Source organism: Brevibacillus nitrificans (assembly GCF_003710965.1).
Lineage (GTDB): Bacteria > Bacillota > Bacilli > Brevibacillales > Brevibacillaceae > Brevibacillus > Brevibacillus centrosporus.
Genome location: NZ_RHHU01000010.1, coordinates 385,310 through 404,162, shown reverse-complemented (window position 1 = coordinate 404,162; position 18,853 = coordinate 385,310). Strand labels below are relative to the sequence as shown.

Annotated in this window: 18 protein-coding genes and 1 other annotated feature; of the genes, 1 reads left to right on the top strand and 17 read right to left on the bottom strand. The window is 50.6% G+C overall.

Going from position 1 to position 18,853, the window contains the following annotated elements; translation table 11 throughout:
* Positions 1 to 3: 3 nt before the first annotated feature.
* Together EDM59_RS15480 and EDM59_RS15475 are read right to left on the bottom strand one after the other, a co-directional pair.
* Complete coding sequence (locus EDM59_RS15480) at positions 4 to 1,149, bottom strand: iron-containing alcohol dehydrogenase (RefSeq protein ID WP_122924412.1); 1,146 nt, start codon at positions 1,147 to 1,149, stop codon at positions 4 to 6.
* A gap of 220 nt (positions 1,150 to 1,369) precedes the next feature.
* Entirely contained in the window at positions 1,370 to 2,974 is a 1,605-nt protein-coding gene (locus EDM59_RS15475; RefSeq protein ID WP_122924411.1) for a sigma-54 interaction domain-containing protein, read from the bottom strand.
* A gap of 183 nt (positions 2,975 to 3,157) precedes the next feature.
* Between EDM59_RS15475 and EDM59_RS15470 the strand changes: the two genes are divergently transcribed.
* Positions 3,158 to 3,664, top strand: a complete 507-nt coding sequence (locus tag EDM59_RS15470; protein WP_122924410.1) for a DinB family protein — start codon at positions 3,158 to 3,160, stop codon at positions 3,662 to 3,664.
* Between the two features lie 93 nt (positions 3,665 to 3,757).
* Here EDM59_RS15470 and EDM59_RS15465 read toward each other — a convergent pair whose 3' ends face one another.
* The 15 genes from EDM59_RS15465 to EDM59_RS15400 form a co-directional block, all read right to left on the bottom strand.
* Positions 3,758 to 5,140, bottom strand: a complete 1,383-nt coding sequence (locus EDM59_RS15465; protein ID WP_122924409.1) for an amino acid permease — start codon at positions 5,138 to 5,140, stop codon at positions 3,758 to 3,760.
* A gap of 165 nt (positions 5,141 to 5,305) precedes the next feature.
* Complete coding sequence (gene htpG / locus EDM59_RS15460; protein WP_122924408.1) at positions 5,306 to 7,186, bottom strand: molecular chaperone HtpG; 1,881 nt, start codon at positions 7,184 to 7,186, stop codon at positions 5,306 to 5,308.
* Positions 7,187 to 7,330: 144 nt separating this feature from the next.
* The gene (locus EDM59_RS31070; protein WP_183192926.1) at positions 7,331 to 7,501 is read right to left on the bottom strand and encodes a hypothetical protein; all 171 of its coding nucleotides are present in this window, start codon (positions 7,499 to 7,501) and stop codon (positions 7,331 to 7,333) included.
* Between the two features lie 30 nt (positions 7,502 to 7,531).
* Positions 7,532 to 7,732: a hypothetical protein gene (locus EDM59_RS15455; RefSeq protein WP_122924407.1), complete on the bottom strand. Its 201-nt coding sequence runs from the start codon at positions 7,730 to 7,732 to the stop codon at positions 7,532 to 7,534.
* A gap of 2 nt (positions 7,733 to 7,734) precedes the next feature.
* Positions 7,735 to 7,929 carry a hypothetical protein gene (locus EDM59_RS15450; RefSeq protein WP_246011067.1) on the bottom strand — a complete coding sequence of 65 codons (195 nt, stop codon included), beginning with the start codon at positions 7,927 to 7,929 and terminating at the stop codon, positions 7,735 to 7,737.
* Positions 7,930 to 8,027: 98 nt separating this feature from the next.
* Positions 8,028 to 8,741 (bottom strand): CTP synthase C-terminal region-related (seleno)protein, encoded by a 714-nt coding sequence (locus EDM59_RS15445; protein WP_122924406.1) that lies wholly within the window; start codon positions 8,739 to 8,741, stop codon positions 8,028 to 8,030.
* Between the two features lie 37 nt (positions 8,742 to 8,778).
* Positions 8,779 to 9,951, bottom strand: a complete 1,173-nt coding sequence (locus tag EDM59_RS15440) for a PstS family phosphate ABC transporter substrate-binding protein (RefSeq protein ID WP_122924405.1) — start codon at positions 9,949 to 9,951, stop codon at positions 8,779 to 8,781.
* Positions 9,952 to 10,094: 143 nt separating this feature from the next.
* The gene (locus EDM59_RS15435) at positions 10,095 to 10,532 is read right to left on the bottom strand and encodes an SDR family NAD(P)-dependent oxidoreductase (protein WP_122924404.1); all 438 of its coding nucleotides are present in this window, start codon (positions 10,530 to 10,532) and stop codon (positions 10,095 to 10,097) included.
* Between the two features lie 366 nt (positions 10,533 to 10,898).
* The gene (locus tag EDM59_RS15430; RefSeq protein WP_122924403.1) at positions 10,899 to 12,455 is read right to left on the bottom strand and encodes a 2-isopropylmalate synthase; all 1,557 of its coding nucleotides are present in this window, start codon (positions 12,453 to 12,455) and stop codon (positions 10,899 to 10,901) included.
* 174 nt (positions 12,456 to 12,629) lie between these two features.
* Positions 12,630 to 12,862: a binding site (T-box leader), on the bottom strand.
* Between the two features lie 94 nt (positions 12,863 to 12,956).
* Positions 12,957 to 13,358 carry a DoxX family protein gene (locus tag EDM59_RS15425; RefSeq protein WP_092266513.1) on the bottom strand — a complete coding sequence of 134 codons (402 nt, stop codon included), beginning with the start codon at positions 13,356 to 13,358 and terminating at the stop codon, positions 12,957 to 12,959.
* Positions 13,359 to 13,605: 247 nt separating this feature from the next.
* Complete coding sequence (locus EDM59_RS15420; protein WP_122924402.1) at positions 13,606 to 14,646, bottom strand: FecCD family ABC transporter permease; 1,041 nt, start codon at positions 14,644 to 14,646, stop codon at positions 13,606 to 13,608.
* The gene (locus EDM59_RS15415; RefSeq protein WP_122924401.1) at positions 14,643 to 15,668 is read right to left on the bottom strand and encodes a FecCD family ABC transporter permease; all 1,026 of its coding nucleotides are present in this window, start codon (positions 15,666 to 15,668) and stop codon (positions 14,643 to 14,645) included. The genes EDM59_RS15420 and EDM59_RS15415 overlap by 4 nt, the downstream gene beginning before the upstream one ends.
* 85 nt (positions 15,669 to 15,753) lie before the next feature.
* Positions 15,754 to 16,773, bottom strand: coding sequence for an ABC transporter substrate-binding protein (locus EDM59_RS15410; protein WP_122924400.1), 1,020 nt, complete (start codon positions 16,771 to 16,773; stop codon positions 15,754 to 15,756).
* 41 nt (positions 16,774 to 16,814) lie between these two features.
* On the bottom strand, positions 16,815 to 18,020 hold the full coding sequence (locus EDM59_RS15405) for an MFS transporter (RefSeq protein ID WP_246011066.1): 1,206 nt from the start codon (positions 18,018 to 18,020) through the stop codon (positions 16,815 to 16,817).
* 26 nt (positions 18,021 to 18,046) lie between these two features.
* Positions 18,047 to 18,820 (bottom strand): IucA/IucC family C-terminal-domain containing protein, encoded by a 774-nt coding sequence (locus EDM59_RS15400; protein ID WP_122924399.1) that lies wholly within the window; start codon positions 18,818 to 18,820, stop codon positions 18,047 to 18,049.
* Positions 18,821 to 18,853: the final 33 nt, after the last annotated feature.

Here is an 18,853-nt window from a genome sequence, read left to right as displayed (position 1 = left end):
CTCTTAGTATGCTGCTCGATAGATGTCTTCCATATCTTTTTTCCGCAAGGTCCGAGGATTGTTTTTCAGGAGGCGAGTCTGTTTCATCGCTTCTTCCGCCATTTCTACCACGGCTGATTCCGGAATATTGAATTCGCGCAAAGACTGCGGGATTTCTACGTAACGGCACAGACGAGTCATCGCTTCAATCGCCGCTTCTGCCGCTTGATCCGCATTTAAACCCTCTACGTTTTCACCCAGCGCTACGGCTACATCACGCAGCTTTTCCAGGCACGCAATCTTGTTCCACTTCATGACATAAGGCAAAAGCAGCGAGTTACTCACGCCATGCGCCATATGATAACGTCCACCGAGTGGGTAAGCCAGCGCATGAACAGCACCTACGCCTGCGTTTCCGAAAGCTAGGCCAGCCATCAGGGAAGCCGTGATCATCGCTTCACGAGACTCGATATTGTCCGGGCACGCATATGCTTTTGGCAGGTGAACCGCGATCAGTTTCATCGCACCGATAGCCAGGGCATCCGTAACAGGAGACGCAAATTTGGAAATGTACGCTTCTACCGCATGAACCAGGGCATCCACACCGCTCGCAGCGGTAACGCTTGGAGGGCAGGTCAACGTCATGATCGGAGAGACAATCGCCACGTCCGGCAGCAGGTAAGGGCTTACAATCCCTTTCTTCACTTGTTCTTTCGTGTCGGACAAAATCGAGATGTTGGTCACTTCAGAGCCCGTCCCTGCAGTTGTTGGAATTGCTACGAGTGGCAGACCAGGCTTTTTGACCAGATTGGTACCGAAATACAATTCGATGCTGCCTTCATTCGTTGACATTACCGAAGAAGCTTTTGCGATATCGATCGCGCTGCCGCCGCCTACGGCAATCAAGCCATCGTAATGGCCTTCCCGAATCATTTGAACACATTGGTCCACGATTTCAATTTCTGGCTCTGGATTTACGTCAGAGAAAATGCCGGCCTTCATCGGAAGAAGCTCTTCCACCTGTGCAACCACGCCTGCTTGGATCAAAATTTTGTCTGTTACAATCAGAGGTCGTTGCACACCCAGTCGAGCGATTTCTTCGGGAAGCTGTTGCAGGGAATCCCGTCCTGTTACCAATTTGTTCGCTGCTACAAATGTTGAGATATTCATGCTGTTCTCTCCTTTCGTCTATGCAGCTATCTATACGCAACTTCCATGCCAACCAGAAAAAATCGTGAACATTTGATGGCTTTTCTGAAAGCGCTACAATAAAAAACGGCGTCCTGTATGGGTTGGTACTACTGGCTTCTAGCCATTTTCTGACAAAATGAACTCGTTCTCAAAAACAGTCACCATCACAAAAAATGAGTAGAAAACGAATCAAAGTCACCTACCTTGATTCGTTTTCTACTCGCAAGTGGAGTTTCTTCATTTTTTGGACGATGGCACTTTGACTGATTCCCAAAGCTTCCGCTGCCGCTCTCGTCGTCCCATGAGCGTAAATCGCATTCGTAATCATGGTCCGCTCCAGCCTAGCGACAGCTTCCTTGAGGGAAGCAGGCTCGGAAGTCGGAAATACCTGCTGCAGAAAGGACGGCAAGTCACCGACATCAATCGAATCATGATAGGTCGTAACGACGAGCCGCTCAACCAGATTCGCCAGCTCCCGGATATTGCCCGGCCATTGGTAGTTGGTCAGCCATTCGTAGCACTCCAGTGTCATCGTCTTGTTTTCCTGATATTTTTCGTTGAATTTGCCCAGGTACGTCTCAAGCAGCGGAACGATTTCTTCTTTGCGGTTGCGCAGCGGAGGAACTTCAAAGGTGACGATGTTCAGCCGATAATACAAGTCCTCCCGAAACCGCCCTTCCCGTACAAGCGTTGCCAAATCCCGGTGTGTAGCCGTAATGATCCGGACATCGACATGACGCACTTCCGTAGATCCTACCCGCATGAACTGGCTCTCTTCCACGACCTTCAGCAGCTTGACCTGCAGCTCGAGCGGCAGATCGCCGATTTCATCCAGAAACAGCGTTCCCCGGTGTGCACTCTCGAGAATCCCTACTTTCCCACTCTTGAGCGCACCAGTAAATGAGCCCGGCTCATAACCGAACAGCTCCGCTTCGACCAGATGTCCAGGAATCGCCGCACAGTTCAGCTCCATGAATGTCTCCTTGCTGCGCGCGCTTCGGGAGTGGATATACTTGGCGATCATGCTCTTCCCTACCCCGGTCTCGCCCTGCAGCAGCACTTTTGCATCTGTCTTTGCCACTTTTTCTGCCAGCTGAAACAACGATCTTGTGGCTGGCCCTACCACGATATTGCCCTGATCGAGTGCGGGTCGCTCGAGGGCGTCTTCCTTCAGGCTTTGCCTCCATAGCTTCTGGCTGTCCAGCTCGTGCTTGAGACGAATCAGCTCCGTGATGTCCCGCACGCTGCTGATGACGTACAAGATTTCCTTGTTAGGAGCCAGAACCGGCGTAGCGGACACGATGATTTTCCTGCCATTCCGAATGGTTTGGATGAGAGTCACAGGCCGTTTCGTGCGGATCGTTTCCAAAGACGCAGATACAGAAATGATGCCCTGCTTGATCAGCACCTCCATATGCACGCCCTTAACCTCTTCTTCACTGATCCCGGTAATCCGCTGATAGGCTTGATTGATAAACAGTGTGATGCCCACTTCATCCGTGATGTAGACACCATCGTACAACGAATTGAAAATGATGCCGCTTATCGGGCTTTGAAAAAAGGCGTGCAGCTGCGATCGTGAGCTCGTCTGTTGCTCCTGATCGTGCAAGGATACCTCGGGGACCACGAATTCCAAAATCGGCCGAGTCAGCTCCCCTCTCTGCATCGCGAGGGAAATCGACTCCACAGTCAAATAGCCGACGAATTCGTCTTCCTCATTATAGACCTCCTGAACTTCCGCACTGCCGGGAGAAAAATGGGCGACAGCTTCTTCTACCGTCATGGAAGGGCGAAGTGGATGCATGTTCTTCTCTCCTAGTTGTCACGAATGGCCGAATCGCCTCGTTATTTTCATGCTTATTATTTTACACTTATCCCATCTCGTTACCATACCAACGATCTGGTGAAAAGTTTTCGATCTACTGACAGCTTTTGTCAGGTAAGAGCCCCTACAATTAAGCTATCCAAGATTCAGGAGGCGAACACAATGAGCAACCATGTTATCACGATGTACGATTATCACGTATGGGCCAATCAAACCTTGATCAATCGTTTGAAGGAAGTACCCCGCGAACTGTACACCCAGGAAATGAAAAGCGTTTTTCCTACGATCGCAAAGACGCTTGTCCATATTTATCTCGTCGACTCCACATGGATCGAAATTATGAAGGGAGCGGAAATGAAGGATGCAATGGCAGCCAACCTCTCTCAAATGGAGCAGCTGGAAGCGAAAACCCTCGAAGAACTGGAAGTATTCTTTCACGAGGTCGCGCAAAAGTACCGGGGGTTCATCAGCGCCCACGACGATTTGGATCAAACCATTGTCCTCGACAATCCTTACACGAGGGTTCGTGAAACGAGCTACACCGAGATTCTTATGAATATCATCACGCACGCTGCCTATCATCGGGGAAACATTAGCGCCATGCTGCGCCAAGCAGATTATGCCTCTACCATGACCGATTATGCGCTGTACTGGTATGCAAATGAATAAGGATCTCGCAACCGCGGAGAATCGTTGAGAATAAAAAGGACAGCTGCAGCTAGGGACTCCATGAAAGTCCCTGACTGCCTCTGTCCCTATTTTTTAATACTCATCATCTGTCTGCGTGCTCAATGGTTTCGCCTTGCTGATCCCAAACGCATAGAAGCTGATGACGACAATCGCCATAAACACGAGCCCCGCAATGAGGGAGACACGCGTCTCATCATTGATCCACATGCCGACGAGAACCAACAGCAAAAAGACAATCGTCACGTAGTTAGTCACTGGGGCAAAGGGCATTTTGAATGGATGCTTGTCCATTTCTGCTCCCTTGGCTTTCCGAAAATTGATTTGGCTGATCAGGATGACAAACCACGGAACCATACCCGGCAGTACACTTGCGCTGTAGACATACACAAACAGGTTTTCGGGAGCAATGTAGCTCAAGATAACACCAACAAACAACCCGATGAGCACGCCGATGGTTCCCAATAACGGTACGCCATTCACAGACAGCTTCGTAAAAATTTTCGGTGCCTGACCGTTTACACCGAGTGTATAGAGCATTCGACCCGCGCTGTAGATGCCGCTGTTACAGCCGGACATCGCTGCGGTAATCACCACGAAGTTGATGACACCTGCAGCAGCGGTGATCCCGATTTTGGCAAACGTCGCCACGAACGGACTGCCAATCGCCTGCAGCTCGTTCCATGGATACACCGTGACAATGACAAAAATCGCTCCGATATAGAAGATCAAAATACGCCAGATGATGCTTTGGATTGCACTCGTCAGAGTTTTGCGAGGCTCCTTTGCCTCACCTGCAGTAATCCCGATCAGCTCGACACCTTGATAAGCCCCGATCACCAAAGAAAGAGCAAAGAAGAAGCCTGACCAGCCACCCGTAAAGAAGCCTCCGTGTGCCCACAGGTTGGACAATCCAATCGCGTTTCCTCCATTGCCAATTCCAAAGAAGATCAGTCCCAGGCCGATGATAATCATCACGACGATCGTTACAATCTTAATCATGGCAAACCAGAATTCAAACTCTCCAAATGATTTTACCGAGAACAGATTCGCCGCTCCCAGAATCACCATGGCGATAATGCCAGGTATCCACGGCGGAAGATCGGGAAACCAGTACTGCATATAGGTGCCAACTGCAATAATTTCGGACATGCCTACGACCACCCACTGAAACCAGTTGCTCCAAGCCGTGAGATAACCGGCAATGGGATGGATGTACTTGTGACCAAATGTTGCAAAGGAGCCCGTGCTCGGCTCTACGTACAGCATTTCGCCCATGGCTCGCATGATGAGAAAAATAAAGATTCCTACAATTGCATACGCCAGCATGACGGAAGGGCCCGTCCATTTAATGGTGCTTGCAGACCCCATAAACAACCCGACACCAATCGTCCCACCCAGCGCGATCATTTGAATATGTCTGGCTTCCAAACCTCTGTTTAACTCTTTGTTTGCCACTTCCGCTCCTCTTCCTCTCTGCTACTTCTAGCTGTTCATTTCGGAAAGGCAGGAGAACCCATCTCCTGATTGCTTCTTTTTAAGGATTCCTAATTATGGGTACAGTTATGCATCAAGAAGTAAGCCCCTTGGCTGACCAAGAGGCTTTTCCTTTTGCTTTTCCCCTTACACCATAATCTTGCAAATATCGTTTGTAAATTCGACTGGGTCCTGCAGCGGCAAGCCTTCGATGAGCAGCCCCTGGTTGTACAAGAGAGCAGTGTACAGATCCAGCTTTTCCTTGTCGTTTGCCAGCGCAGCCTTCAGCGATTGGAATACATCGTGATTGACGTTGATCTCCAGGACCTTGTCCGCTTTCACATTTGGATTGTTCGGCATAGCGTTCAAGATTTTTTCCATCTCGATGGTAATCTCGCCCTCTGTCGTCAAGCAAACAGGATGGGAGCGCAAACGTTTAGACGCTCGCACGTTGCTGACTTTTCCGGCGAGGAGGTTCTTCATGTAGGCAAACAGCTCTTTGTTTGCTTCGTTTTCCGCATCCGTATTTTTGTCATTGTCGTCTGCTTCGATGCCCAAGTCGCCACTCGATACGGATTTGAACTCTTTATCCTTGTACTTCTGCAGCATCTTGACTGCAAACTCGTCGATATCCTCGGTAAAGTACAGGATTTCGTAGCCTTTTTCCAGGACGAGCTCCGTCTGCGGCAGCTTCTCGATCCGTTCGTTGGACTCCCCGGAAGCGTAGTAGATGTACTTTTGGTCTTCCGGCATTCTGGACACGTATTCATCTAGAGTGACCAGCTTTTTGTCCTTGGAGGAGGTAAACAGGAGCAAGTCCTGCAATACGTCCTTGTTCATGCCAAAGTCGCTGTACACGCCGAATTTGAGCTGTCTGCCAAATGCTTGGTAGAACTGTTCGTACTTCTCGCGCTCGTTTTTCAGCATGGTCTGCAGCAGATTTTTGATCTTGCTCTGGATGTTTTTGGCGATCAGCTTCAGCTGGCGGTCATGCTGGAGCATTTCCCGGGAGATGTTCAGCGACAGACTCTCGGAATCGACCATTCCTTTGACAAAGCTGAAATAGTCTGGGAGCAGATCCCCGCACTTGTTCATGATCAAAACGCCATTGGCATACAGCTCCAGCCCTTTTTCATACTCCTTGGAGTAGAAATCAAACGGGATGTTCTCCGGGATAAAGAGAATGGCCTGATACACGACCGCTCCGTCTGCGCTGACATGCAGATGCTTCAGGGGCTTGTCAAAGCCGTAGCGTTTTTCCTGGTAGAACTGCTCGTAATCGTCGTCGGTCAGCTCGCTTTTGTTTTTCCGCCAGATCGGCACCATACTGTTGATGCGCGTCTCTTCGGTTACCTCTTCGTATTCGCTCTCGCTGCCTTCCACAAGCCTGCTGCTGGACACATCCATTTTGATCGGGTAGCGGATGAAATCGGAGTATTTCTTGATGATCGCTTTGAGACGGTATTCGTCCAAATACTCGTCGTAGTTCTCATCCTCCGTATTTTCCTTGATTTTCAGGATGATGTCCGTACCGACAGCGTCTTTAGCCGCCGGCTCGATCGTGTAGCCATCTGCTCCTGTCGATTCCCATTTGTACGCGGTATCACTGCCAACAGCCCGGCTGATCACGGTGACGACATCCGCCACCATGAAAGCGGAGTAGAAGCCGACCCCGAATTGCCCGATGATCGTGTGACCGTCTTTGGTTTCGTTTTCCTTTTTGAAAGCGAGAGAGCCGCTTTTTGCGATGACCCCAAGGTGACTTTCCAGCTCATCCGCTGTCATCCCGATCCCGGTGTCTCGGATCGTCAGTGTCCGGTTATCCTTGTCGGCGATCACTTTGATGTAGTAGCTGTCTTTGTCAAAGACGAGGCTGTCATCGGTGAGCGCTCTGTAGTACATCTTGTCAATGGCATCGCTGGCATTGGAGATCAGCTCGCGCAAAAAGATCTCCTTTTGGGTGTAAATGGAGTTGATCATCATTTCCAAGAGGCGCTTGGATTCAGCTTGAAACTGCTTCTTTTCCATTCGAATCTCTCCCTTCTGGTGTAGACAGGCTTGAATTTTCGTATGTATGCTCGTTGAAAAAGCAATTAGCACTCTCAGCAACAGAGTGCTACTCACTATTTTTTATAGCAGTCCTGTTTTTTTCTGTCAATACGAGGAAGAGGTTCAGGAGTTGTTGTTTTTGCGGTTTTCATCGCGGATCTGATTGATCATCATTTCGAGTTGATGTACTTTTTCCGATTCATCGATTCCCTTGCTTACTGCCGATTTGATAACGAAATGAAGGACATACAAGCCAAACGCCCAGATCAGAACCTGAAAAAGGATTCCCCCCATACCGCTCCCCCTACTTGATAAGTGTCGGGTTTACCCCCGCAGCTCATCAACAGCACTCAGGTAGTTTTCGTATGTTTGTTGTCCAAAAGCGCACAAATCCCCTTGAAAAAAAGTTTGCCATGTATCCGCAGTGGCTTGATCCAGATCAAATCCCCTGGAGTTCATCACCAGCTGAAGATAGGACAGGAAATAGGCTTTGCCAAGGACACTCCCGCTGCTGATTTTTTTCATGGTTACTTCGCACTCACATCCATATTTGCTACCCATTTATCTGCACTGGACTCGTCGTTGTCAAAAAGCACAACATCCTGCAGCTTGATTTCGCTTACCGTGCTGATCGCTTTGGACATCTCATCGGCGAGCTTTTGCATATCGATATCTTGATTCACTTCCACGTCTAGCACGAGAACCATTTTCTTTTTCATCATTCTTCCATCCTTTTTAAGTACAATTTACAATTTCATTCCCACATCATAGCAAACCCACACGCAACTTAAAATACCCACAAGGCTTGCCATTCAGCCGTTTACTCGTCTTTGGTCTGCTGAGTCGCCTGAAAGACAAATTCTTTGATTAACGGATGCACAATTCCTTGAAAGGCAGAGCGCTCCGGCTGAAACAGCGTGCCTATGAAAAAAGGATGCTGGACGTACTCCATGAGCCGTACCTCTCCTTTGGTATCGACCCCGCCGACACAGAGTCCCGCTTCCACAAGCTTTTCTGTAAACGCGGCATTGACCCCGTAGTTACAGGTTCCGTACTGTTCGGCGATTTCCTGCCTTCCGTATATTCTGGCAGTCCGGGAACCTTCCGTTAGGGTAAAGATGTGGGTTTGCTGACTGACGGAGCATGTGAGTGGCGCGACAATCAAGAGAGACGCAGCTGGATTGTCCTCTGCATGATCAGCTTCTGCCAGACCCAGTACGTTGCGGGCGAATTCAATAACCATGTGCTGAAACCCACCGCAAGTCCCCAGAAAAGGAATCAGGTTCTCCCGTGCATACGAGATCCCCTGAAGGACGCCCTCCTTGCTCTTGTAGGGACTTCCGGGAACCGCCCATAGACCATCAAAACCGGAAAGTATTTCTTCTGGGGGTGCTTGCAAAAGTCTAGGCGTCAAAATCCATTCGACCTCCACTTGTTTTCCCAAGTCTTTTGCAGCCAGCTCGATTGCTCGAGGAATGGCTCCATGCGCGACCACCTCGGGATTGTAATCGCCAATCAATCCGATTCGATACATAGCAAAACCTCCTTCTGGTTCTTCTCTTATTTTTCTATCAGTGGGAATCGATCATTGGTGTATACCCTGTCCGTTCGACGAGCGTCTGTCCCTGGGCAGAGCGGATCCACTCGATAAAGCGGCCGACATGTGGATTGCTGCTGCCGGCTGTCACTGCATAAAATTGTGCGGTGAGCGGATACGTGCCGTCTCGAATAGTCTGCTTCTCCGGCTTTACCCCATCGACCTCTAGCAAGCGAATATTGCCGTTCTGCACCATTTCCGTAGCGAAATACAGAAACGAGTACCCGATCGCATGTTTGTAATTTTTATAATCGGCGGTTTGACTGATGATCCCTCCCATCCCAGAAGCTATATCCTCCTTGGGTGCCGTCATCGGCTGTTTGTTGCCCATGACCTTCAGAAGCATCGTTTGGCTGCCGCTGTTTTCAGGGCGTTGAAACGCCTGGATCGCCCCTGGCTTACCGCCGACCTCGCTCCAATCCGTAACACTCCCAGTGTAAATATCCTGTATTTGCTTGGTCGTCAGCCCCGTTACGGGATTTGCAGTATTGACAAAAAAGACAAAGGCTTCCTTGCCAATCGGGGTCAGTGTCAGCTCTACCCCTTTATTTTTCGCCATCTCCTGCTGCTCTTCAGATGGTCCGGCAGCAAAAATGATGTCGACTGTTCCGTTGATGAGGTTCTCGTATGCCTGTGGAGTCGTACTTGCCATGACTTCGCTCTCGTACAAGTCGTAATTTTTTTCAGGATAGACCGCTTGAACAAAAGCGGAATACAAAGGATACAGAGCTGTGGCGCCATCCAGTCGTGGCAGGTCATCCCGCAAGACAAGCGTCGATGGCATCTCCAGTCTCTTGGCTTTGGTCTGCTCGGCAAAAGGCTTGTATTCTCGCAGATCCACATCCTGATCACTCGTCATGGTAATGCTAGCCTCGTAAGCTTGAAAGCCTTCGCGGCCTGCGACTGACAATACCCCTAGCACAATAAATCCGATAATCACCCTGGATAGCAGACGCCGATTTATCGACGTAAACATATAGACAATGACGAGTGTGATACTTCCGATGGTGATGCCGGCCGTCAGCAGCGTATAAAACGTGAGCCCTCCCAAAAGGGCTGAGAAGAACATCACAATCAGGCCTACCACGGCGATCCCGATGCTCAAGAAGATACAGTCTATGATTCTTGCTACAAGACTTCGCTGCATGATTTCCCCCTTCTTTTTTCTCACGCTCCCTATTATACAAAAATTGGAATCTTTTAGGAAATGGTTGCACAAAAAAAACCGAAAGCTCGGTTTAAGAGCTTTCGGTCTTCCTTTTCAAGATACAGCGGGATCAGCAAGCGATCTTACTGGCCTACCATACCACCGTCTACGGTATACAGGGACGCGGTAACAAAGGAAGTTTCGTCGGAGAGCAAAAAGTTCATCACGGCTGCAACTTCCTGTGGTTCTCCATAGCGGCCCAAAGGAGTAGCTGCTTTGTTCGCTTCTTGGTACTGTTCTGCTGCACCGGAGTTAGCCTCGATTTGGCGCATCATACGGGTGTTGATGGTTCCAGGCAGGACGGCGTTGACGCGAATACCGTAGGAAGCGACTTCATTGGCCGCTACACGGGAATTCGTGTCGTCCAAGTTCAACTCTTGTACAACTGCTTTCAAGGCATCCTCGTTCAGATCGACGAGCACCAGATTGACATTGCGTTCAGCCATGCGACGCGCTAGCTCTTTGCCGATGCCGCCTGCTGCCCCTGTGATAACGGCTGTTTTTGCTGTTGTTTGACTCATCGCGTATTCGCTCCTTTTCTCTTGCTTTTTCTTTCGAGCGATAAATCCAGATTTATTCGTTCCTCTTACAGCTCTAGAATACCTCTCGATCAGCGGAGCCCTCCATAAGCATTCCTTTGCCCACTGTCCACTACCCGACACGAGCCATAGCGTACGTCCAGAATCCTTGTGATTTTGTACATTTCGGAGCGAATTGTTCAATTTCCATGCAAGTTCATTTGCCGTATCTGTTGCGATATAATAGAGGAAACCTATCCCGTAGTGAATTAAAGCATTGAACCCTCATCTCCGAAAACGACAAGAAAAAAAGGTTGCTGGCCTCCCTGAGGGGACCAAGCAACCTTTCTTGTGTGAGAACACGCCGTTTTAGGACTGCTCCACGAGGCTCAAGCTCTCGTTTGCCACATCCAGCAGCACGGCATTGATTCCGTTGAGGAACGCCATCGCACTGGCTTTGATAATGTCGGTGTCCATCGCGCGACCCGAGTATGTTTTGCCTTGGTATTCGATCCGGATATTGACGCGGCCGATCGCTTCCTTTCCGCGGGACATGCTGTTGATCTTGTAGTCCTTCAGCTCTACATCAAGGCCCACCAATGTTTTGATGACGCTGTACAGGGCATCGATCGGACCGTCTCCAACCGCGCTTTCCTTGAAGATTTCCTCCCCGCGCTTCAGCTTGACCGTCGCTGTCGGATACATGTCATTCGTCACGACCTGGAAGGATTCCAATTCGTACAGATGGCTGTTTCGCGTGTCCATCGTGCGGTGATTGGTCACCAGATAGAAGACATCGTGGTCGTATACTTCTTTCTTCGCATCCGCCAGGGTGAGGAATTTCGCAAACAGCTCTTCAAACTCCTCCGCATCATTCGTATCAAAGCCCATTTTTTCCACGGCGTTCTTGAAGGCATGGCGTCCAGAACGGGCAGTCAGAATCAGCTCCATGCTGTCTGCGCCGACTTCCTCCGGCGACATGATTTCGTACACCTGTTTATCCTTGAGCAAACCATCCTGATGGATACCGGATGAGTGTGCAAATGCGTTATCACCCGTGATCGCCTTGTTTACCTGGACATCGAGACCTGTCAAGTAGGTGAGCAAGCGCGAAGTACGCAAAAGCTCTTTCGTCTTGATATTGGTTCCGCTTTGGTAGTAGTTCTCCCGTACCTTCAGTGCCATTACGACTTCTTCCAGCGATGTGTTACCCGCACGCTCACCCAAGCCATTGATGGTACATTCCACTTTATCTGCCCCGTTTTTGATCGCAGCGAGTGTATTCGCGGTCGCCAAGCCGAGGTCGTTGTGGCAATGCACGCTGAGGATGACGTCCGGGTTCAGGTTTTTGAGGCGATCGTTCAGTTTTCGGATCAGCTCGCCAAATTCCTCAGGAACCGCGTAGCCGACCGTGTCCGGTACGTTGATAATCGTAGCCCCTGCCTTCACCACCGCTTCGATCGTTTTCCACAAGTATTCAAATTCAGAGCGCGATGCATCTTCGGTAGAATACTGTACGGCTGGAAGCAATGTTTTCGCATATTTGACCGCATCGACCCCTTGCTGCAAAACAGCGTCCTTCGAGCGATTGAATTTCTTTTCCACGTGAATATCCGATGTGCCGAGTACGATATGAATAAATGGATCTTGAGCAGGCTTGATACTGTTGTAAACAGCGTCGATGTCACCTTTCACTGCGCGCGCCAGTGCCGTAATGGTTACGGCATCTCCTACACTGCGAGCGATCTCCTGTACAGCGAGAAAATCCCCCTCCGAGGAAGCCGGGAATCCCGCTTCGATCATATCCACCTGCAGACGTTTCAGCTGTTGGGCAAACTCCACCTTTTGATGTACGTTCAGCTTGGCACCTGGCACCTGTTCTCCATCACGCAAAGTCGTATCCAGCATAATAATTTTTCTAGTCATCTTTCCATCCTCCTCCAATGTCTCGGTTATCTATATGTTCAAGCGGGATTGGTTAAACCCGGTCTTTAACCAATTAGAAAACTTGCTCCGCCAAGCCTTTTGCGGAGCTTAGTTGCCCTTATACTGGATAAGAATCTTACAATTCTTACTGTACAAAAAAACCCCGCCTCTACGTATAGAGGCGAGGTATATCCCGCGGTACCACTCTACTTCATCTCACTAGGAAATGAACTCAATTCGATGGCTAACACCATCTATCCTAAGTAACGGTGGAAATCCGGCTTACCCTACATTGTCAGGCAGCAGTTCATAGACGAGTTCGAAATGAACGATACTGCCGTTTCGCACCAACCAACGGCTCTCTGAAAGATCGGTTCAGATCTACTATTTCTAATCACAACATTTAATTATTTGATAATTGAAATTATATGACGTGATTTTGGGGCTGTCAACCACCTATTTCCATACGGATAGCTCCCTGCTCCCTTTTCCGTGGTGGACTCATCCTTCGTTCTTGGCAAAAGGCACAAGATTGCGGACCTTTTCATGTCTCAGCCATATTCCGCCCCACATCAGCACCGCCAAGTACACCGGGAATAGAGTGTGCGTAAACAGCGGGGCATCCATCCGAATATGGGTAGCAATAACGCCGCCAAAATAGCCGGTTAACAGGACTGCTCCCAGAAACGTCGTGCGTGGAAATAGATACAAAAGAGTAGAGATCAATCCGAGAACACCGATCACCGCGATATGATGCTCGGCATACCCGAGCTGCAGGGTTCCCTCCACAACAGGGGCAGGCTGAACAAACTTCATGATGCTATCGAACAGCATAAACAGGATTACCAGTCCGGACATGATTCGCGCCGTCCACAGGCGGCCTTTGGAAATCGTCGTGTACAAAAAAGATTCCTCCTTTTTCGCGGGAGTTCCCTTTACTCCCTTCCCATGCCTCTATCGTAATGAAAAATTTGACAGGGCGCTTCTTCTCGATTGCGATATTGTGAATGGAGCGCTCGATCCTCCAATCACCCCTGAGAAAGCGTCTGGCTCCCCGTTTGCACTTTTGCGCTCCCACCTGAAACGGGCACACAGAAAAAACGCAGCTGCGATGGGCTGCGTTTTTCCTTTTCCGCTTGAAACCTCGATTCTATTGATTGCGATTTTTGTAGAGCAGGTAAATAAAGAAGGGTGCCCCGATGCTAGCGGTAAAGACCCCGGCAGGAATATCCTGCGGCTGAAACAACGTGCGCGCAACGGTATCCGCCAGCAGCAGCATCAGACTGCCGATCAATGCCGCTACCGGAATCAGTCCCCCATGTGAAGATCCAACGAGCTTGCGCGCAATATGCGGGGCGATGAGCCCGATAAATCCAATCGCTCCCGCAACCGCAACCGCCGAGCCTGCCAGTGCCACACTGATAAACAGCAGGATGACACGATGAAGCTGCACAGATGCTCCCAGCCCTCTCGCCATGTCGTCCCCCAGCTCCTGAACGTTGACATTGCGAGCATACAGAAGGGCGAGGGGAATAAAAATGAGGACCCACGGGAGCAGCGAGTACACATTTTCCCAGGACGCACCATAAATGCTTCCCGTCATCCAAATATACGCCTTGCTGGCTGCCGTAATCGGACTGAGGACGAGCATCAGCATGGTCAGCGCACTGGTCGTCGCGGCTACGCCGATCCCGATCAAGACGAGTCGTGTCGAGGTGACTCCTTTGTTCCATGCCAAAAAATAAATGAGGGCAGATACCAGTGCCGCTCCGCAAAATGCGGCTAACGGGAGCCATCTCACGCTCACGGCACCGGCCGTGTAAGTAATAAAGGCGACAGCCGCGAACGCCGCTCCTCCTGTAATTCCGATAATATCCGGAGAAGCCAGCGGATTGCGCACCACCCCCTGCAGAAGCGCTCCGGATACGCTTAGCGCAGCTCCTACGAGAACGGCGAGGATCACGCGGGGCATACGCAGGGTTCCGATTACCAGCTTGTTATCCGGGGTGCCTTGTCCTAGCAGCGTTAGAACCACATCGCCGAAAGAAATCGTCTTGCTCCCCGCTTGGATGCTCAAGATCAAACCAGCTACTGTGCAGACAAACAATACAGTCAGGATAATTACGGTCTTCCTATCCACCAGAAAGGAAAAACGCCCGGTTTTGCTGCGCATCGTAAAGAGCCGATTCATTGGGCTGCCCCCTTTGCACGATACTCTTTGCGGGCCGTATAGACAAAAAACGGCGCTCCTACCAACGCGGTCATCACTCCGAGCGGCATTTCCGATGGCATGATCAAAAAACGGGCCGCGATATCTGCGATCAACAGCAAGATACCGCCCAGCACCGCGCTATACGGAATGACCCAGCGATAATCCACTCCGACAAAATACCGGGCAATATGCGGAATGACAAGTCCAACGAATCCGATAGACCCCGCCACGGCAACTGAGCTTCCTGCCAAGAGAATGACCGCTGCGGCAATCGCCATTTTGACGAGAACCGTTTTTTGTCCCAAGCCTTTGGCGACATCCTCGCCCGAAGACAAAATGTTAACCGCCTGCCCGAGTGCCAACGCCAAAATACCTGCCGCCAGCATATACGGCAGTACGGGAAGCAGTCCGTCCAAATCCTTTCCCGCTACCGAGCCCGCAAGCCAAAACAGCACGTTTTGCAAGCCCGATTCATCAAGCACCAGCATGCCTTGCGTGAAGGAAGCAAACAGCGCTGACATGGCCGAGCCCGCCAGCACGATTTTGATCGGCGTCATGCCGTCTCTGCCCAGCGAGCCAAGAAAATAGACAGATAAGGCAGCCACCCCTGCTCCGAAAAAGGCAATCCAGATCAGTTGATCCATCGAAGAGACGGGCAAGAAGGCCAAGGCCAGAACCACAAAAAACACCGCCCCGGAATTGATTCCAAAGATACTGGGTGACGCGAGCGGATTGCGCGTCAGAGCTTGCATCAGTGCACCTGCCACCGCCAAATTCCCACCGATGAGCGTTGCGTAAATGGCGCGGGGGAGCCGAGTCGTCTGGATGATGACGTGTGCGTCCGAGGAACCATCGTAATGAAGAAAGGACGCGATGACCGTCTGGAAGCTGATCGGTGTGGTACCCCAGGCAATGCTGGCGACAAATAACAGCAAAAGGAGCAGGATGCCGATCGCAAGCCCGATTGCTTTGGCAAAGGTCTTGTGTATGTATGAACGCACAAAAATCCTTCCTCGCCTTTTTATTTTTCAGAGCAGAAGAAAACTGTTGAAACCATCGCTGGTCAACAGCCTTCTTCTCGGAGCATTATTTCAATTGGTAAAATTCGTACAGATCATCCACCATGCCGAGCGCAGCCAATGGACCCGAACCGTTATTCCATACTGCTGTATCTACCGCAAAGACGCGGTTTTCTTTTACAGCACGCAGGTTTTTCCACAGCGGATGCTCCGTCCATTCTTTTCTCAAATCCATCCGCCCATCATCGCGGGTCGTACTGGTCTGATCAAACAGAATGTCAGCATCCATTTGCGAAATGTTCTCTTTGGAAGTAAGCTTCACTCCCCACTCTTCCCCTTTTTGGTTCATCGGTCGGGAAATTCCCAGCTCATCCAGGACCAGAGCAGAGAAACCTGTGTAAACGATACGCGCATGATCCGGACGGAAGTCGACGATCCCCACTTGCAGCTTCAGCTTGTCGCCCATTTTCTCTTTGAAATCAGCCACTTTTTTCGACCATTCCTCCAAGAACTTGGCCTCTTCCGCCTTTTTGTTCATCGCCTCTGCTGAGAGGCTCAGCGTATCCTTCCAAATATGCACCTCTTCCGTCATGACGGTTGGCGCAATCGCAGACAGCTGATCATAGATTTTCTCGTGACGAGTCTTGGAAGCGATAATCAAGTCCGGATGAAGGGAAACGATTGCTTCCATGTTCGGCTGGTTTTCATTCCCCAGATTCGTTACGCCGTCCATCTTGTCTTTGATGTAGTTGTACCAAGGCTGCTCAATCCACGATTCAACCGCCCCCACAGGCTTGACGCCCAAGAGCAAAGCCGTGTCCGTCGCGCCTTGGAAAAGGGTAACGACTTTCTGCGGGGTTCCTTTTACTTCGGTCGTACCCATCGCATGCTTAATGACTCTAACATCCTGTTTGTCTGCTTCTTTTGCCGGTTCAGGCGCCGGTGTCGTTTGTGCTTGCGCCGCTGGCTGCGTTTGTGCAGGCTGTGCAGGAGCCGCTTCCTGCTGTTTTCCTCCGCATCCTGCAAGCACAGCTACCGAAAGCAGCATGGCGATCCATAACCAAGACCATTTTTGTAAACGAATCACTTGTAGTTCCTCCCCTTATGACTATCATGATTTTTATTTTTTTATTTCTCCGCGCTGGCAAGAAGCTTGGGCACTACCAGCAAGCGCATCCACAGCTGGTTGGCGATCAGCAAGAGCGTCTGCCCGATAAAAATGAGAGACAATCCGAAATGCGTCGCAATCGCCCCCATCAGAAACGTCCCTGCGATCCCACCCAAAAACACCGCGCAGTTGTGGTAGCTGTATGTCCTGCTCTCCATCCCTTTTGGAGCAAACTGACGAATCAGGACGTGCAAGGAAGGCATCATGCCGCCGAGACAAGCTCCTGTACAAAAGCGCAGGGCAATGAATGGCCACAGCTGTTGGACAAACGCCTGCGGGATCGAGAATGTGATCGTGCCGAGAACTGCCAGATTAAACACGCGTTCCGAGCCAAACCTGTCTCCCCACTTCCCCAGCTGGGGGGCCGAAAGCATGTTGGCAATGCCCATTACGGCTGTAGCCACTCCCGCCAAAATGACCACATTGGCCTGGTGAGGTACCAGCTGCTGCACGTACAGCGGAATGAGCGGCAGGGTCCCTACCATCGCAGCTCGAACTAGAGCGGCGGAGACAAATAGGGCACCGATCGGCTTTCTCGCCACAATTTGCCGGAAATCTTGTACAAAATCTGTTTTTTCCTCACTCCGTTCCTTCTTCTCAAAGCTCTCTGTTATCCAAAAAATGACAATAATAGCAGCAAGCAAGATACAGAGGCCGGTGGAGCAAAAAACAGCGCGAAAACCGAATTGTACAGCAAGCAGACTCCCCAGCAGCGGACCGCAGATGGTTCCACCTACCGCACTCGCATGCAAAATACCGAGGGCATATCCGCTCCGCTCCGGTGGGGTGTTCGTAGCCGTAAAGGCGATGGCCGCCGGACTAAAGCCTGTCATCATACCGTTGATCAGCCGCAGGATCAAGAGCTGCAGCGGACTTGTCACAAACCCCATCAGTGTGATGGTAACCGCCATCCCGAGTCCGGAGCGAACGAGCATGGATTTGCGGCCATAGCGGTCAGCGAGCTTTCCCCAAATCGGCGAAAACAGAAAGGCTGTGACGAGATTCGCGGCGTAAATCAACCCGGTCCAGGACAGCACTTCCTTTGGATCCGATAGACCCATCTGCTGCAAATAAAGAGGTAGAAAAGGCGTGACACAGCTCAGGGACGCCATGGTCAAAAATTGTCCGGAGCACAATATGTACAGATTCCGCTTCCATTTTTCCACGTGGATGACACAATCCTTTCCCTATGTCATCGCCTGTTCGCTCTCGGGCAAGCATCGCAATAATCTTCTTCTTTCGCGACCTGATAATAGTAGCAGCATGTTTTTCGGATGCGCGCTGGTCGATTGGAAGCATGGACAGCTGGCTCTTCCCCGTAAAACGGAGCAAATGGATGGCTGTCTTCTCCAAAGAGAGCGGGTGGTGCCAGCTTTACCAGATACGAGAAGTCATCCCGTATGCGCTCGATGATCTCGCCCGTTGCCTCTTTTTCCATCCGCTTTTCGTATAACGAAAACAGTCGCACCGCTGCGTTTTCCCACAAAATCGTCCGAGGGATTCTCGCCAGCTTGGAAAGATTTCGCCAGACTGGGGCTATGTTTTCGGCAAACAGACCCGCCAGGACGCGATCACGCCATTCGTTTCGACACCCGTCTTTCGGGGAGCTAACCGCCAAAGTCCTCATGCCCATATGAGACAGCCACGGATCGCTCGACTGCTCGGATAAGACGAGACTGTAATTCCCGATGGATGCATCCAGCCCTTTGTTGTACATGGTCATCGCGTACAGCGTCGGGGCGACGGTCAGAAACGCATATCGCTTCGCAAGCAAAGAGGCGGTCACCTTTCTAGAAGGCGACGCCATGAACGCCGTCATTTGATCCAAATAGCCTGCGCACTTCTCCTCATCCAGCAAATGAGCAGCCGGATGGGTTGGCGTGAGCTGTAGAGAGGATGCCTCGTTCATGCGAAAATGCTTCTTCAAATACTCCCATTCGTCTGCTTCAAGCAGATCGTTTTTCATGACAAGCTCTCCCTTTTCGGGGACATGGATTCG